Consider the following 14699-nt stretch of genomic DNA (forward strand, 5'->3'; position numbering starts at 1 on the left):
CTCCGGTGGACGCCGGCAGTGATGGCAGGGCGCGACCTGCCCCCTCTCCCGCACGGGAGAGGGGGCCCGCGCTCCATCTCGGAGCCGCGTAGCGGCGGCGAGAACGGGGAACCGATTGCCTCCGAGAGGGCTGGAGATCATCGGATCCCTCAGCCCCCGCCCCTCAGGGCAGCTTCGGGCACTGCTCGCCGGGATCGACGTCCTTGAAGGTGCCGGCGACCTTCACGGTGCCGTCCTTCTGGATCTGGCCGAGATACATGGTCAGGGGGGCGTGATGCTGCTTGCTCATGCGGATCGTGCCCCGCGGCCCGGTCACGCTCACAGCGGGCAGGGCCTCGAGCACCTTCGCCGTCTCGGTTCCGCCCGCCTTCTCCACGGCGGCCTTGTAGAGGTAGATCGCCTCGTATTCCGGCACCGAGAGATCGTTGGGCGTGCGCAGCTCGGCGCCGAACTTCTTCTGCATCGCCGCCAGGAAGGTCTTGTTCTCCGGGCTGTCGATCCCGGTCACGTAGGAGGCCGAGAGGTAGACGCCCTCGGCGTCGGCGCCCATGCTCTTGGCGGTGCCCTCGTCCAGGGCGAGGTTGGCGAAGGGCAGCGACACGCCGGCGCCGCGCAGCTGCTTGGTGAGCGTGACATTCGGCGCGCCGCCGGCCGTGGAGGTGATCAGCGCGTCGGGCTTGGCCTCCTTCAGCTTGGAGATGATCGCGGTCCAGTCGCTGCCGTCCATCGGCAGGTATTCCTCGCCCGCCACCTTGCCGCCGGTCTTCTCGGCGTAGCTCTTGGCGAAGCCGAGCATGCCGCGGCCGAAGGCGTAATCGCTGCCGATGAGGAAATAGGTCTTGGCGCCCTTGGCCTTGAAGGCGTCGACCACCGGCGGCACCTGCTGCTCGGGCACCCAGGCATTCACGAACATGTTCTTGTTGCAGGAATGCCCCTCGTAGAACGAGGTGTAGATGTACGGCACCCGACCCTTGGTGACGGCGGGCAGGCCGGCGTTGCGGGCCGCGCTCGTCTCCATCGAGATCAGGACGTCGACCTTCTTCTGATAGATCAGGCCGTCGAAGGCCTTCTGGGCGCCGGCCGCGCCGGAGGCGTCGTCGGCCACCTCCAAAACGAGCTTGCGGCCGAGCACGCCGCCGCTCGCATTGATCTCCGCGACCGCGAGCTCCGCCGATTGCACCACCGAGGGGGCGACGACGCTGTTGGCCCCCGACAGGCCGATCGGCACGCCGATGACGATCGGCTTGCCGTCGGCGGCCTGCGCGGCCGAGGCCGCGAGCACGAGCGCGGCGGCGGGGCCGATGAGAGAACGTGTCACCATGAATGGGCTCCTGGAAAAGACGATGCGGGGCGGGGTCAGCCGTAGATGTCGGTCCGGCGGTCGCGCAGGAGAGAATTGAACGCGTTCAGGTCCTTGCGGCCGGCCTCGTCGAGATCGACCAGGGCCGAGAGGGTCTCGGTCCGGTCGCGGCTCGCCGGGCCGGCCAGGGGCCAGCCCTTGGGGCCGATGATCAGGCTCTGGCCCTCGAAGGGCTGGCCGCGCTCCACGCCGACCCGGTCGGCGCAGGCGATGAAGAGGCCGTTCGTATGGGCGGCGGCCCGGTGCAGGGTGTTGGCCATGGCGGCCTCGCCCGCGGGCTGGTCGGGCATCGGCACCCAGTTGGTCGGGATGCAGACGATCTCGGCGCCCCCGAGGGCGAGCTGCCGGAAGGTCTCGGGGAACCAGCCGTCGTAGCAGATCGCGATCCCGATCTTGCCGAGCGCCGTGTCGAAGACCGGGAAGCCGAGATCGCCCTTGGCGAAGAACACGTTCTCCTGGTCCCAGAGATGCGCCTTGCGGTAGGTGCCGATGTAGCCCTGCGGCCCGACGATCACGGCGGCGTTGTAGAGGGTCGCGCCCGCGCGCTCGGCGATGCCGGCCACGATGTGCACGCCGAGTTCCGCCGCGAGCGCCGCCCAGGCCCGGGTCGTCGGCCCGTCCGGCACCGGCTCGGCGAGGGAGGCCGCCTCCGCGTCGGATTCGAACACGTAGCCGGTGCTGGCGAGTTCGGGCAGGACGATCAGGCGGCTGCCCTCCGCCGCGGCGGCGCGGATGAGATCCGCTCCCCGCGCGATATTGGCCGCCACGGCACCGAATTGCGGCTCGAACTGGATGCAGGACACCCGTAACGGCGGGCGTGCGGGATCGCTCGCTTGGATCATGCTGGCTCCAAAACGCAAAAAGCCCCTGGGCGCGGACATCATCCGCGGACCAGAGGCTCCAAAGCCGAGATGTAATGCAGCAATCCTGCTGCGGGGCAACCTTGCCCGGTAAGACTACGATACGCGCCTGAAGACGCGCCGCAAGGCGATATTTGTGGCACGATGCTGCAGTCAGGTCTTTTCCGCCAACGCGATGCGCAGGCCGAGGCCGCTCATCGCCTCGTGGGCCGAGACCACGCTCTCGGCCACGCTCGCCATCGGCACCCGGGAGGCGGTCGCGCGATCCCGGAGCAGCCTGTAGGCGGCCTCCTCGTCGATCCGGTTGAGCTCCACCAGCAGCCGGACCGCCTTCTCGACGGTGCGGCGGCCCTTCATGGTCTCCTCCAAGCGGTTGATCTTGCTGGTCAACCGGCCCTCGTAGCCGCGCCGGTAGCGCGCCAGGGCGAACTGGGTCAGCACCCCGCGCGGGTGGAGCGGCTTGTTGAGCACGCCGTGGGCGTTGACGTCGGCGATCGCCTTCAGGGATGTCGGGCTCTCGTAGGCCACGATGGCGATGACGGCGGGCTCGATCTCCTCGATCGACGGCAGGAGGTGCATCACCTGCGCGTCGTCGAGCTGGATGAACAGCGTGTCGATGTCCGGCGGCAGGGCCGCCGGCGGCGGCCAGACGAGGGAGACCGCGCAGCCGAGGCGCCGGAGCTGCTCCAGGAGCGCGGCGCCCTCCTCGTCGCTCGGATGGATGACCAGGGCGCGAGCCCGCCTCAGGTCGTCCAGGATCTTGCGGGCGGGCGCCGTCACGCGGCCATCCCCTCGTCGAGCCAGTTCGTCTCGAATCGGGACCAGGCGAGGTACGGATCGGGCCGCACCGGCCGGCGCGCCCGCCAGACCACGTCGAATTGCCCGTCCGGGCGGGCGATGCCGATCCCGGGGGTGAGCCAGATGTGGCGCGTCTCGCTGTCGAAGGCGAGTTCGCCCTCCGGTGCCGCGAGGCGCTGCCGCAGGGCCGCGGCGCCCAGGCGCCCGGCATCGAGGGTGCCGGCCTCGGCCAGCGCACGGGCGAAGAGATGCACCTGCGCGTAGGCCGTTTCCGACCACATGCTGGTCGGGCGCCCAGGCCCGAACCGCGCCTCGAAGGCTGCCCGGAAGCGCCGGTTCTCCTCGCCCGCGAGGGCCGCGAAATAGGAGGCGGCCAGGACGTGGCTGCTGCACAGCTCCGGGCCGATCGCCCGGATCTGTCCCTCCGCCAGGGTCAGGCTGGCGATCGGGCAGCGCGCCCGGTCGATCCCCGACGCCGCGTAGGCCCGGTAGAGCCGCTCGGCGCCGCGCCCGACCACGGTCGAGAACACCGCGTCCGGCGCGGCGTGCCGGATCTCGGCGATCATCGCCGCGTGGGCCGCGTCGTCGGCGTCCAGCGGCGCATAGCGTTCGCCGACGATGCTCCCGCCCTTCGCCTCGATGAGATCGCGCATCACCCGGTTCGACTCGCGCGGGTAGATGTAGTCGGACCCGATCAGAAAGATCCGCGGGCCATGCTCCTGCAGGAGGTAATCTGCCAGCGCGAAGACGTTCTGGTTGAGGGTCGCGCCCGTGTAGATGATGTTCTCCGAGTACTCGAAGCCCTCGTAGATCGACGGGTACCAGAGCAGGCCGTTGTGCCGCTCGACGGTGGACAGAACCGATTTGCGGCTGGCCGAGAGCGAGCATCCGAAGATCACCTCGGCCCCGTCCTCGGCGAGCATCCGGCGGCCATAGGACCGATACGCGTCGTTGTCGCCGGCCGGATCGTAGCAGATCGGCTCGATCGGCCGCCCGAGCACGCCGCCGGCGGTGTTGATCTCCTCAATCGCGAGGGCGGTGCCGAGGAAGTGCTCGGTCTCCGTGATGCCGCTGACCCCGCTGCGGGAGAACAGGACGCCGACCCGCCATGTCGCCTCATCCTTGCCTGCCATGGCATCCCCACCCGCGCCGAAAACCCGCCCGACGGGCGGTCGCGCGCACGCCGTCCTATCGCAGTCGCGACAGCCTGGGAAACCGACGTGATGGGGCGGCACCATTGCTGATCACGACGCGAAGAGTGTCGCGATACGCATTCGACGGTCCAAACGCGAGCGAGGCTGGCCAACGTCTGTCCTGATCGCGGTTCAGCGTTCCGATGACGGCGTGCGGCCGAAATGGGTCCGGTAGCTGCGCGAGAAATGGGCCGCGCTCGAGAAGCCGCAGGCCGTCGCGATCTCCCCGATCCGGAGGGGGCTTTGACGCAGCAGGCGGCGGCCATGAGCGAGGCGGATCGCCCGGTACTGGGCCGAGAAGCTCAGGCCCCGCTTGTCGAGGAAGAGGCGGTCGAGGTGACGTTCGCTGACCGAGGCGAGGCGGGCCATGGCGCGGCGGCCGAGCGGCGCCTCGACCGTCTTCGCCATGGTCTCGATGACGGCGAGCAGGGCCGGATGGTGAACGCCGTAACGCTCGGCCGTCGAGGCGCGCTGCGGGTCATCGGCGGCACCGACCGCCGTATGGAGGAACCAGTCCGATATGCGGCGCGCGAACGCCGCCCCCATGCGCTCGGCGATCAACGTGTAGGCCATGTCGAGGGGGGCGACGCCGCCGCCGCAGGTCAGGCGGTCGGCATCCGCGACGTAGCGCGCGCTCGTGAGGCGTACATCCGGAAACGCCTCGACGGTGGCACCCGCGTACTCCCAATGAACGGTAAAAGCACGATCCGCCAGCAGGCCGGCCGCCGCCATCAGGTAGGGGCCGCCCGAGATGCCGCCGATACGCACGCCGAACCGGGCCATGCGCCGCAAAGCTGCGTGGATCGCGGGGCTGTTCCATCCGGTCGGCTCGCCGCCCGCGCAGACGAAGACCGTCTGCAGGTGACCACGCTCGCGCGGTAATTCCTCGCAGGGAATCAATGCGCCCGAGGAGGACGCGACGGAGCCCTCCGTCTCCGCGAAGTAGCGCAGCCGGTAGAGGGCCCGGCCGGCGAGGTAATTGGCCGCCCGGAACGGCTCGCAGGCCGACGCGAACGACATCAGCGCAAAGCCCGGCACGAGGATGAAGCCGATCTCGTACGGACGATCCCCCGGCGCGGAAGGGGCTTCGTCCGATGTCGAGGCTTCAGATTGGCTCATGCGTGAAAGAAACCGTCTGCCGCGGTCAAGCGCAACAACCGGGGCGCGTCATTCTTGGGGGCGCTTCCTCGTCCTGCTTGAGATCGCCCCCGGATGCCCGGTTCCACCGCCCTGCGCCTGTCGCCGCTGAAGACCGCGTCCCGTCGCCGGAGCGGCGCGCGGGGAGAGCGGCCATGACGGGGCGGGTCGACGTCGCGGTCCTGGGCCTCGGGGCCATGGGCAGCGCCACCCTCTATCAGCTGGCCAAGCGCGGTGCCGCGGTGATCGGGCTCGACCGCTTCGCGCCGCCGCACGCGCTCGGGTCGAGCCATGGCGAGACCCGGATCACGCGCCAGGCCGTCGGCGAGGGGAGCGACTACGTCCCCTTCGTCACTGCCGCGCATCGGATCTGGCGGGACTTGGAAGCGGAAACGGGCGAGACCCTGCTGAACGCCTGCGGCGCCCTGGTCATGGCCCCCGGTCACGGTGTCTCGTCCCACCACGGCAAGCCGGATTTCGTCGGCCGCTCGATCAGCGCCGCGCGGGGTGCCGGGATCGCGCACGAGGTGCTCGACGGGGCCGAGGTCGCCCGCCGCTTCCCGCAATTCCTGAACCTCGCCGGCGACGAGAAGGCCTATTACGAGCCGGGCGGCGGCTACGTGTTCCCGGAGCGCTGCATCGCGGCGCAGCTCACCCGTGCGGCCGCCCTGGGGGCCGAGATCCGGACCGGCTGCGAGGTCCTGGCGCTGCGGCAAGAGGGGGCCGGCGTCCGCATCGAGACCGCCGACGGCGTGGTCCTGGCCGATCGCGCGGTGGTCGCGGCCGGCGCCTGGAGCGCTCCGCTCCTCGGCCGGCCGTTCGACCGGCTGCTGACGGTCCGGCGCCAGCTCCTGCACTGGTACGCCCTGGCGGACGAAGCCGCGTATGGGCCGCGCTCGCCCGTCTTCATCTGGATGTACGGGACGGGGGACACGGACTACCTCTACGGCTTCCCGCCCATGGCGGGGGAGCGCTCCATCAAGGTCGCCACCGAGCAGTACAGCACTGCCACCACCGCCGACGCGGTCGAGCGCCGCGTCGATCCGTCGGAATCCGACGCGATGTACCGGCTGCGGGTCGAGAACCGGCTGGCCGGCACCACCCCGGAGGTCGTGCGGGCCGCGGCCTGCGTCTACACGGTGACCCCCGATCGTGGCTTCATTATCGACCGGCATCCCGAGATGGATCGGATCCTCGTGGTCTCCGCCTGCTCGGGGCACGGCTTCAAGCATTCGGCGGGCATCGGCGAGGCCGTCGCCGCGGATCTCTCCGGGGGCGCCGGGCGACCCGACCTCACGCCGTTCGCGCTCGCACGCTTCGGTTGATCCGCCGGCCGATGGCTCGTGGATTGCTAGAAACCATGCCAAGATCAGATCATCCGCGCAGGACCGAGCCGATGCGACACACGATCCGCACCTTCCTGACCCTCGGTGCCCTGGCGGTGGCCTCGGCCCTCGCGGTGCCCGGCCAAGCGTCGGCCGCGGATGGCGTCGACGCGATCAAGCAGCGCGGGACCCTGATCGTCGGCGTGAAGGCCGACTACAAGCCCTTCGGGTTCCGCGATCCGAGCGGCACGATCATCGGGCTCGAGCCCGATCTCGCCGCCGACCTCGCCAAGCGCCTGGGCGTGAAGCTCGAGCTCGTGCCGGTGGTCTCGGCCAACCGGATCGAGTTCCTCCAGCAGGGCAAGGTCGATCTCCTGATCGCCACGCTCTCGGACAAGCCGGAGCGCCGCCGGGTCGTGCAGGCCATCGACCCGCAATACTATTCCGACTTCGTCAACGTGCTGCTGCCCAAGACCTCCGGCATCACCGACTGGGCCCAGCTGAAGGGCAAGCCGCTCTGCGCGACCTCGGGGGCTTGGTACAACAAGGACGTCGCCCGCACCTACGGGGCGGAGATCGTCGCCTTCGACGGCTCCGAGAAGCCGCTCTTCGCGCTCAAGCAGGGCAACTGCCTCGGCTACGTCTACGACCAGAGCATGCTGCAGGGTAAGCTGCTCGACGACGACTGGAAGGCCGGCTACGCCCTGCCCCTCAAGGGGATCCTCGACGCGCCGTGGATGATGGCGGTCGCGCAGGGCAACACCACGCTCCAGGCGATGGTCGAGGCCGCGACCAAGGACTGGATGAAGACCGGCTTCATCGTCGCCGGCGAGAAGAAGTGGGGCATCGAGCCCACCGCCTACTCGACGGCCATGCACGAGAAGTACAAGAACGCGGCGAACTGATGCGCGTCCGTTCGACGAGCCGGGACGTCCGTCCCCGATGATCGAGGCGGTCCAGGCCTGGTTCCAGCGTCTCTACGAGACGACCGGCTTCAACTTCACGGTGTTCTACGACCCGTATGACTGGGACCGCTACGTCGCCGGCCTGCGGATGACGTTGCTGCTCGGGATCAGCACGATCCTGATCAGCCTCGTGATCGGCGCGGTCGGGGCGCTGCTGCAGAGCGGGCCGTCGCGCCTTCTGCGGGGGCTGGTCAACGGCTTCGTCGTGGTGTTCCGCAACACGCCGCCGCTCGTGCAGATCTTCTTCTTCTACTTCGGCCTCGGCACGCTCCTGCCGGACGTGCGCTCGGCGGACGGATTGCGCGTCCCGATCCTCGACAACGTGCAATGGGCGATCGTCTCGCTCGCGCTGTTTGCGGGCGCGTTCAACGTCGAGATCTTCCGCTCCGGCATCGAGGCCGTGCCCAAGACCACCGTCGAGGCCGCCGAGGCGCTGGGCTACACCCGGTTCAAGGCCTACCGCCACGTCGTCCTGCCGCTCGCGCTCCGCGTCTGCCTGCCGGCGCTGAACAACAACCTGATCAACCTCTTGAAGACCACGACGCTCGCCTACGCGATCGCGGTCCCGGAGACGCTCTACGCGGTCAAGCAGATCTGGTCCGAGTCGCAGAACGTCCTCGAGATGATGCTCGTGCTGCTGGCGACCTACGCGGTCCTCGTCGGGGTGCTCGTGTGGATCATGCACCGCTGGGAGCGCGCCCTGCGCATCCCCGGATACGGCCGATGAGCGCTGCAGATCGGAAGGGCCCGCGCGACGACGCGCGCTCGGAAGGCCGGCCCGGCGATCTGCCGGTCCTGCTGCCGTTCGCAATTCCCCACACTGCGCCGCCGGCGCGCCTGCGCCCCGTCCATGGCTGGCTGCTCTGCGGCCTTGCCGTCGTCGCCCTGCCGGCCTGGGCGCAGGCCGGGACCGCCGCCCTGTCCCCGCTGGAGGTGGTCGTCAAATGGGCGCCGCTCCTGCTCACGGGCTTCGCCTTCAACGTCGCGATCTCTCTTCTGGCGATGGCGATCGGCACGGTGGCCGGCATCGGGCTCGGGCTGGCCATGCTGGCCGAGGGCCGGGTGATTCCGCGCATCGCGTGGTCGGCCACGCAGGTGTTCCGCAACGTGCCCTGGCTGGTGCTGCTGTTCTTCGTGATGTTCCTGGTGCCGTTCCAGGTCACGGTGTTCGGCATCCGCGTGCCGCTGCCGGACTGGCTGAAGGCGACGTTCGGCTTCAGCCTGCCGGTGATGGCCAACGTCGCCGAGATCGTGCGCGGCGCGGTGCGCTCGGTGCCGAACACGCAATGGGAGGCGGCCGAATCCCTGGCCTTCACCCGGCGGCAGACGCTATGGCGCATCATCCTGCCGCAATGCACGAAGCGCATGCTGCCGCCCTGGATGAACGTCTATGCGCTCATCGCCATGGCGACCGTGCAGGCGTCGATCGTCGGGGTCACCGAGATGCTGACCCTGACCGCGCAGGTGCATGCGGCCGAGGGCGGGCGCCCCGAGCTGTTCGCCCCGCTCTACGGCTTCGCCCTGCTCTGCTTCTTCCTCTACTGCTACCCGATCGACCGGCTGACCGCCGGCCTGGAACGCCGCTTCGAGACCCGCTGAGCAGGATGCGCGCGACCATGGCCAGCACCCCGTCCCCGAGCTGGACGCCCGATCAGCCGATCGTCCGCCTCGCCGACGTGCACAAGTCCTTCGGCACCTTCGAGGTGCTGAAGGGGATCAGCTTCGACGTGCGCAAGGGCGAGGTGGTCTGCATCATCGGACCCTCGGGGTCCGGCAAGTCGACGCTGATCCGCTGCGTCAACGCGCTGGTGCCGGTCACCGCGGGCTCGATCCAGGTCGAGGGGATCGAGGTGACGGATCCGCGCCTCGACAAGCTGGCGCTGCGCCGCAAGGTCGGGATAGTGTTCCAGCAGTACAACCTGTTCCCGCACAAGACCGCGCTGCAGAACGTGATGATGGCCCCCATCCACGTCCTCGGGCAGGACAGGCGCGAGGTCGAGGCCCGGGCCCGCACCTTGCTCGCCAAGGTCCGGCTGGCCGGCAAGGAGGCGGCGTATCCCGGCGAGCTCTCCGGTGGCCAGCAGCAGCGCGTCGCCATCGCCCGCTCGCTGGCGATGCGGCCCGACGTGATGCTGTTCGACGAGGTCACCGCCGCCCTGGATCCGGAGACGGTCAAGGAGGTGCTGGTGACGATCCGGGAGCTCGCCGAGGAGGGCATGACCTGCATGCTCGTCACCCACGAGATGAACTTCGCCCGCGACGTCGCCGACCACATCTACTTCACCGACCGCGGCGTGATCGTCGAGCACGGCCCGCCCGCGACGTTCTTCGCCTCCGCGCAGGACGAGCGGACGCGCCGCTTCCTCTCGCAGGTGCTTTGACGGGGCTCGAGACCGCCTCGGGGCGCGTCAGCATCGGAGGGTCGGTGTGATGTCGAATGCTGCTCTGCCGAAGGATGGCTCGTGCGACCTGCGCCTCCGATGCGCGACGACGGTTGAAGGCCTTGCGGTCACGATCGATATCGCGGAGGGGCGCGTGGCCGCGCTCCGGCCGCCGGACGAGCCCCTGCCGCCGGCCCAGGACGAGATCGATCTCCGCGGAGCTCTGGTGCTGCCCGGCCTCTCGGACAGCCATGTCCACCTCGACAAGTGCATGCTCGGCTTGGCGTGGCGACCGCACCGGGCCCAGGGATCCGTCCGCGCGATCATCGCGGACGAGAAGGCCTTCCGCCGGGCCGAGCGGGTCTCCCTCGCGGAGCAAGGGGCCGAGGCGCTGCTCGACCGCATGCTCCACAGCGGCACCACCAGCCTGCGGACTCATGTCGACATCGACGACGTGACGCAGCTGGACCACCTCGCGCAGATCCTCGAGCTGCGCGCACGCTGGTCCGATCGCATGCAGATCCAGATCGTCGCCTTTCCGCAGAGCGGGATCCTCAGCTGCGCGCCTGTCGCCGGCTATCTGGACGATGCCATGCGGATGGGGGCCGACCTCGTCGGCGGCCTCGATCCCGTCGGCATCGACGGGGACCGGGACGGGCCGCTCGACATCGTCTTCACCCTGGCGGAGCGCCACGGCCGCGGCATCGACATCCATCTCCACGACGGCGGCGAGCTCGGCCTCGACGAGATCGACGCGATCGTCATGCGCACCAAGGCCTCCGGGCTCGGCGGCCTGGTCACCATCAGCCACGCCTTCGCCCTGGCGGAGGCCGACGACCTGCGGCTCGGCAGGATCGCGGAGGCGCTGTGCGAAGCCGGCGTAACCCTTGTAAGCAGCGTGCCGGGTGGACGCAGATGCCCGCCGATCCCGCGCCTGCGGGAGCTCGGCGTTGCGGTCTGCTTCGGCACCGACAACGTGCGCGATTGCTGGAACCCGTCCACCGTCATCAGCATGGTCGATCGCACCACGCTCGCCGCGTACCGGTTCGATCTGCGGAGCGACGCAGACCTCACGGCGCTCCTCGACCCGATCACCACCGTCCCGGCGCGCGTCGCCGGGCTTGGCCCGGGCGCGCTGGCCCCCGGGGCGCGGGCTGACCTGATCGTCTTCGACGCCACCTGTGGGCCGCAGGTGATCGTTGAGCGCCAGGAACCGGTTCTAGTCCTGGTGAAAGGTACTGTCGCCATCGATCGCCGCGGCCGCGCTGCCGGATAAGACCGTCATCGCCTCGATGAGCGCGGAGGGCCTGCTTTTGGCCGCCCGAAAGTTGTGACGAACCGGCCATCCTCCTGCGTTCGGGAAGGCCCTCAATTTGTCTCGCGCGTGCGAGGCAGCGGACCAGCGGCCGGGCAGCTAGAGCGTGCTGTTTTCGGAGGGAAGCGTATCCTGAATTTGTGAGAGAGCTGGCGCATTCGTTGGGGGAGACGAAGTCGAGGACGCGTCCGATGCGTCGCCACGTAACCGCGACGGTGTGGGGGCGACTTCGCGGATGAGGTGCTTGCGCTCCGTGAAGAGTCGCTCGATCGTGTTGAGATCAGCGCTGTAGGGCGGCAGGATCAGGAGATGGGCCCCGGCCGCACGGATGGTGCGGCGGGCGGCGTGGCCCGTGTGGCTGCCGGGTTGTCTTTAAAATCAGAGACAAAACAAAACCGTTCAGGCTCGGGTGGCGAAAGCTGCTCGACCACCGCCCGGAGGTCGTCACGGACCAAAGCTTTCATGCCCGCCAAACCCGTTCGTGCAGATTTCGTCCTATGCTCTCAGTGATACGCGCGAGCATCTCCAGAGCGTTCCCGACGGCGGCAAACTCCGCGGTGTTGTCGAAGATGCACCAGGCGCGGCGGCCGAGGGCCCTGTGCTGGTGCAGGCGCTCGGCCATCCGGGTGAGGACGGGCGGCTCGTAGGCCGAATGGTACATCCGTGGGGAGCCGTGGAGCCGGTAATAGATGAGGTCCTGCCAGCCGCCCGGGATGCCGGCCCCTCGCACCGGCGCGGGGTCGGCGGCGACGCGGGCGATCGCGAGGTCGGACAGGCGCTGATCGACGTCCTGCGCAAACCAGGTGGCGTGGCGCGGCTCACAGACGACATCCCCCGGGAAGGCCCGCCGGAAGCCCGCCAGAAACGGCGCGGCGGACGCCCGATCGAAGGCCAGACTCGGCGGAAGCTGAAGCAGCAGGGGCCCGAGCTTCGGCCCGAGGCCCGCCACCTCGGCCAGGAAGCGATCCAGGGCTTCGTCCGCGCCGACCAGGCGCCGCTCATGCGTGATCGTCCGCGGCACCTTCACGGCGAAGCGGAACCCGTCCGGCACCGCGGCGGCCCACCGCGCGTAGGTCGTCACCCGATGGGGGCGATAGAAGGACGTGTTGATCTCGACCGCGGAGAAAAGCTGCGCGTACCGCTCCAAATGGCTGCCGGCTTCGGGGAAATGTGCGGCGTGGACCTTCGGCAGGCTCCAGCCGGCGGTTCCAAGGGCGATGGGGTGTGAGCGATGCATCGGATCCGACGACGGGCCATAAGCCGGGCCGGCCAGAGGGGCGGCAGGCGATCGGGTAGGTCTGCGCATGCGCGGGGTTGAAGAGGTCTTCGATCGTCTCTCGCGGTCCGCATTCCGTCAGCGCTTCCGGCTTTCGGCCGCCGACCGGGCCTACCTGGATGAGAAGGGGCTTCCGACGGTTCTAGAGCACGCGCGAGACTTCGTGAAACGGCGCCTCGCGCCCGCAGAGCCGAGGAACGACGGCAAGCAGACCCCGTTTCGCGGCCATCCAGTCTTCACGGCGCAGCACGCGACAGCAACCTGCTGCCGCGGTTGCCTGGCCAAGTGGTACGCCGTCCCGGCCGGGCAGGCGTTGACCGCCGCCGAGCAGGCCCATGTGGTCGAGGCGATCGGCCGCTGGCTGCGCGCTCAGGGTGGCGACGGCGCCTGACGAGGCCCGCGCCTCCCCCGCGATCCCCAGGTCGAGACCGACGCCCCGCGGATCGGCTCCCGGACGCGAGCGGCCGGCGCGTCGGCTAGGCCGTGGCGGTCCAGCCCAGGACCGCCGTCAGCGGATCGCCGGCGCCGCCTTCGGGCTTCAGGATGCGGGCCTCGATGCGCGCGAATCCCGCGCGCTGCAGATACAGCTGCACCAGTTGCGCGTGGCCCGTGCCGTCGAGGGCGCTCCAGATCGCGACCGCCTTGGTCGGGAAGCAGCGGTTCGAGAAGCTGATGACCACCGGCGCGCCGGGGCGCAGGACCCGCGCGATCTCGGACAGGACATCCACGGGGCGCTGCAGATACTGCACCGAGACGCAGATCAGGGCCGCGTCCACGCTCGCCGTGTCGAGCGGCAGCTGCGGCTGCGCGTTGAGATCCTGCACGAAATGCCGCGCCAGGCGCGGATTGGCAGCCAGCTCCGCCGCGTTGAGGCCGTGGCCGATGACGCGCGCGTAGGCGACCTCGTCCGGCAGGTGGCTGATCCAGCTCGACATCAGGTCGAGGACCACCCCGCCCGGGGGGACGACCGCCCTGTAGAGGTCGGTCACCGCGGCGATGGCGGCGGCATCGATATGGGTGACGAGGCGCGGCTGCGCGTAGAAGAGCGGGTCCGGACTGCGATCCGGCTTGGCGAACGCCTCTGCGGGCAGCTCCGGCAGATCCTGAACCATGCGGGGTATGCCTTCGTGTCGCGCCAAGGGCCGGATTTGCGCCGCGGCGCCCGCCCCGGGGCGGGCGGACGCGATGCCACCCTGAGATAGGCGCGGTGCGCCCTGCGGCCCGCCGCGGCGCAAGATGCCGCATCGGAGACGACGAGGATCGAGGGCGGTCCGCGCCTCAGGCGCCGGCCACCACCAGGTCGGCGCCGGCCTCCGCGAGGCCGTGCCGCTGGTCCTGCGGGACGGCCGCGTCGGTGACCAGAATCCAGCGCCGCGGCAGGGGCGCCCAGGCCATCTGCTCCGCCCGGCCGAGCTTGCCGGCATTGGCGAGCACGACCGTCTCCCGCGACTGCGCGATCATTGCGGATTTGAGGGCGACCTGATCGAGGCTCGCCTCGCACAGGCCGCGTCCCGCGACCACGCCGTCCGCGCTCATCACCGCCCGATCGGCGGTCATCCGCTGCAGGGCTTCGATGGCCAGCGGGCCGACGGTGCTCATGCTCGTGGCTCTCAGATTGCCGCCGAGCACGACGAGATCGATCCCGGGCGCCTGGGCGAGACAGGGGAGCAGCGCGAGATTGTTCGTGATGATGCGCAGGCGCCGGTCGAGCAGGAGGCGCCCGAAGGCCGTCACCGTCGAGCCGGCATCGAGGATCAGGGTCTCGCCATCCGCGATGAGCGCGAGGGCCGCGCGGGCGATCGCTAGCTTCTCGGGCCCGTTGATCGCGAGCCTCTGGTCGAGGGTCGTCTCGGGCGCCGCCCCGGCCAGTATGGCGCCGCCATAGGTCCGGCGCACCGCCTTGGTGTCGGAGAGGTGCTGGAGGTCGCGCCGGACGGTCGAGGCGGAGACGCCGAACCGGTGCGCGAGATCGTCGACGTCGATCTCGCCCAGCCCAAGCGCCTCCAGCAGCCGCGCCCGGCGTTCCGTCCCGCGCATAAACCCGCTCTCTCACCCTGCCCCCGGCGGGAGCGCCTCGGTCCGTGCCGGC

15 protein-coding genes and 1 pseudogene are annotated in these 14699 nt (G+C 69.9%); 7 read left to right on the forward strand and 9 right to left on the reverse strand.

Annotated elements, in window-relative coordinates:
• Positions 1-163: 163 nt before the first annotated feature.
• From BMZ47_RS04560 to BMZ47_RS04580, 5 genes are all read right to left on the reverse strand, one after another.
• On the reverse strand, positions 164-1321 hold the full coding sequence (locus BMZ47_RS04560) for a substrate-binding protein (RefSeq protein ID WP_208601011.1): 1158 nt from the start codon (positions 1319-1321) through the stop codon (positions 164-166).
• A 35-nt stretch (positions 1322-1356) separates the two neighbouring features.
• Positions 1357-2202, reverse strand: coding sequence for a nitrilase family protein (locus tag BMZ47_RS04565; protein ID WP_091859113.1), 846 nt, complete (start codon positions 2200-2202; stop codon positions 1357-1359).
• 171 nt (positions 2203-2373) lie between these two features.
• Positions 2374-3000 (reverse strand): ANTAR domain-containing response regulator, encoded by a 627-nt coding sequence (locus tag BMZ47_RS04570; RefSeq protein WP_091859116.1) that lies wholly within the window; start codon positions 2998-3000, stop codon positions 2374-2376.
• Positions 2997-4151, reverse strand: coding sequence for a transporter substrate-binding domain-containing protein (locus BMZ47_RS04575; RefSeq protein WP_091859121.1), 1155 nt, complete (start codon positions 4149-4151; stop codon positions 2997-2999). The genes BMZ47_RS04570 and BMZ47_RS04575 overlap by 4 nt, the downstream gene beginning before the upstream one ends.
• A 192-nt stretch (positions 4152-4343) precedes the next feature.
• On the reverse strand, positions 4344-5330 hold the full coding sequence (locus tag BMZ47_RS04580) for a GlxA family transcriptional regulator (protein WP_091859124.1): 987 nt from the start codon (positions 5328-5330) through the stop codon (positions 4344-4346).
• 173 nt (positions 5331-5503) lie between these two features.
• Between BMZ47_RS04580 and solA the strand changes: the two genes are divergently transcribed.
• The 6 genes from solA (at position 5504) to BMZ47_RS04610 (ending at position 11295) form a co-directional block, all read left to right on the forward strand.
• Entirely contained in the window at positions 5504-6673 is a 1170-nt protein-coding gene (gene solA, locus BMZ47_RS04585; RefSeq protein WP_091859127.1) for an N-methyl-L-tryptophan oxidase, read from the forward strand.
• 71 nt (positions 6674-6744) lie between these two features.
• The gene (locus tag BMZ47_RS04590) at positions 6745-7578 is read left to right on the forward strand and encodes a transporter substrate-binding domain-containing protein (RefSeq protein ID WP_091859130.1); all 834 of its coding nucleotides are present in this window, start codon (positions 6745-6747) and stop codon (positions 7576-7578) included.
• Between the two features lie 37 nt (positions 7579-7615).
• Positions 7616-8365, forward strand: a complete 750-nt coding sequence (locus BMZ47_RS04595) for an amino acid ABC transporter permease (protein WP_091859133.1) — start codon at positions 7616-7618, stop codon at positions 8363-8365.
• Complete coding sequence (locus BMZ47_RS04600; protein WP_091859139.1) at positions 8362-9237, forward strand: amino acid ABC transporter permease; 876 nt, start codon at positions 8362-8364, stop codon at positions 9235-9237. The genes BMZ47_RS04595 and BMZ47_RS04600 overlap by 4 nt, the downstream gene beginning before the upstream one ends.
• A 17-nt stretch (positions 9238-9254) precedes the next feature.
• Positions 9255-10019 carry an amino acid ABC transporter ATP-binding protein gene (locus BMZ47_RS04605; RefSeq protein ID WP_280142711.1) on the forward strand — a complete coding sequence of 255 codons (765 nt, stop codon included), beginning with the start codon at positions 9255-9257 and terminating at the stop codon, positions 10017-10019.
• 49 nt (positions 10020-10068) lie between these two features.
• Positions 10069-11295, forward strand: a complete 1227-nt coding sequence (locus BMZ47_RS04610) for an amidohydrolase family protein (RefSeq protein WP_091859145.1) — start codon at positions 10069-10071, stop codon at positions 11293-11295.
• A 138-nt stretch (positions 11296-11433) separates the two neighbouring features.
• Here the strand turns inward: BMZ47_RS04610 and BMZ47_RS29285 are convergent.
• A pseudogene (locus BMZ47_RS29285) lies at positions 11434-11682 on the reverse strand (hypothetical protein); the annotation flags it as partial.
• A 112-nt stretch (positions 11683-11794) separates the two neighbouring features.
• On the reverse strand, positions 11795-12571 hold the full coding sequence (locus BMZ47_RS04615) for a DUF72 domain-containing protein (protein WP_091859148.1): 777 nt from the start codon (positions 12569-12571) through the stop codon (positions 11795-11797).
• Positions 12572-12638: 67 nt separating this feature from the next.
• On the opposite strand from BMZ47_RS04615, the gene BMZ47_RS04620 reads away from it, so the two are divergent.
• Positions 12639-13001, forward strand: coding sequence for a DUF4186 domain-containing protein (locus BMZ47_RS04620; protein WP_007562644.1), 363 nt, complete (start codon positions 12639-12641; stop codon positions 12999-13001).
• A gap of 85 nt (positions 13002-13086) precedes the next feature.
• Here the strand turns inward: BMZ47_RS04620 and BMZ47_RS04625 are convergent, their stop codons facing one another.
• Both BMZ47_RS04625 and BMZ47_RS04630 read right to left on the reverse strand, forming a co-directional pair.
• On the reverse strand, positions 13087-13722 hold the full coding sequence (locus tag BMZ47_RS04625) for a class I SAM-dependent methyltransferase (protein WP_091859151.1): 636 nt from the start codon (positions 13720-13722) through the stop codon (positions 13087-13089).
• 166 nt (positions 13723-13888) lie between these two features.
• Positions 13889-14647: a DeoR/GlpR family DNA-binding transcription regulator gene (locus BMZ47_RS04630; RefSeq protein ID WP_091859154.1), complete on the reverse strand. Its 759-nt coding sequence runs from the start codon at positions 14645-14647 to the stop codon at positions 13889-13891.
• Between the last annotated feature and the right edge of the window lie 52 nt (positions 14648-14699).

Source organism: Methylobacterium brachiatum (genome assembly GCF_900113845.1).
Taxonomy (GTDB): Bacteria; Pseudomonadota; Alphaproteobacteria; order Rhizobiales; family Beijerinckiaceae; genus Methylobacterium; species Methylobacterium brachiatum.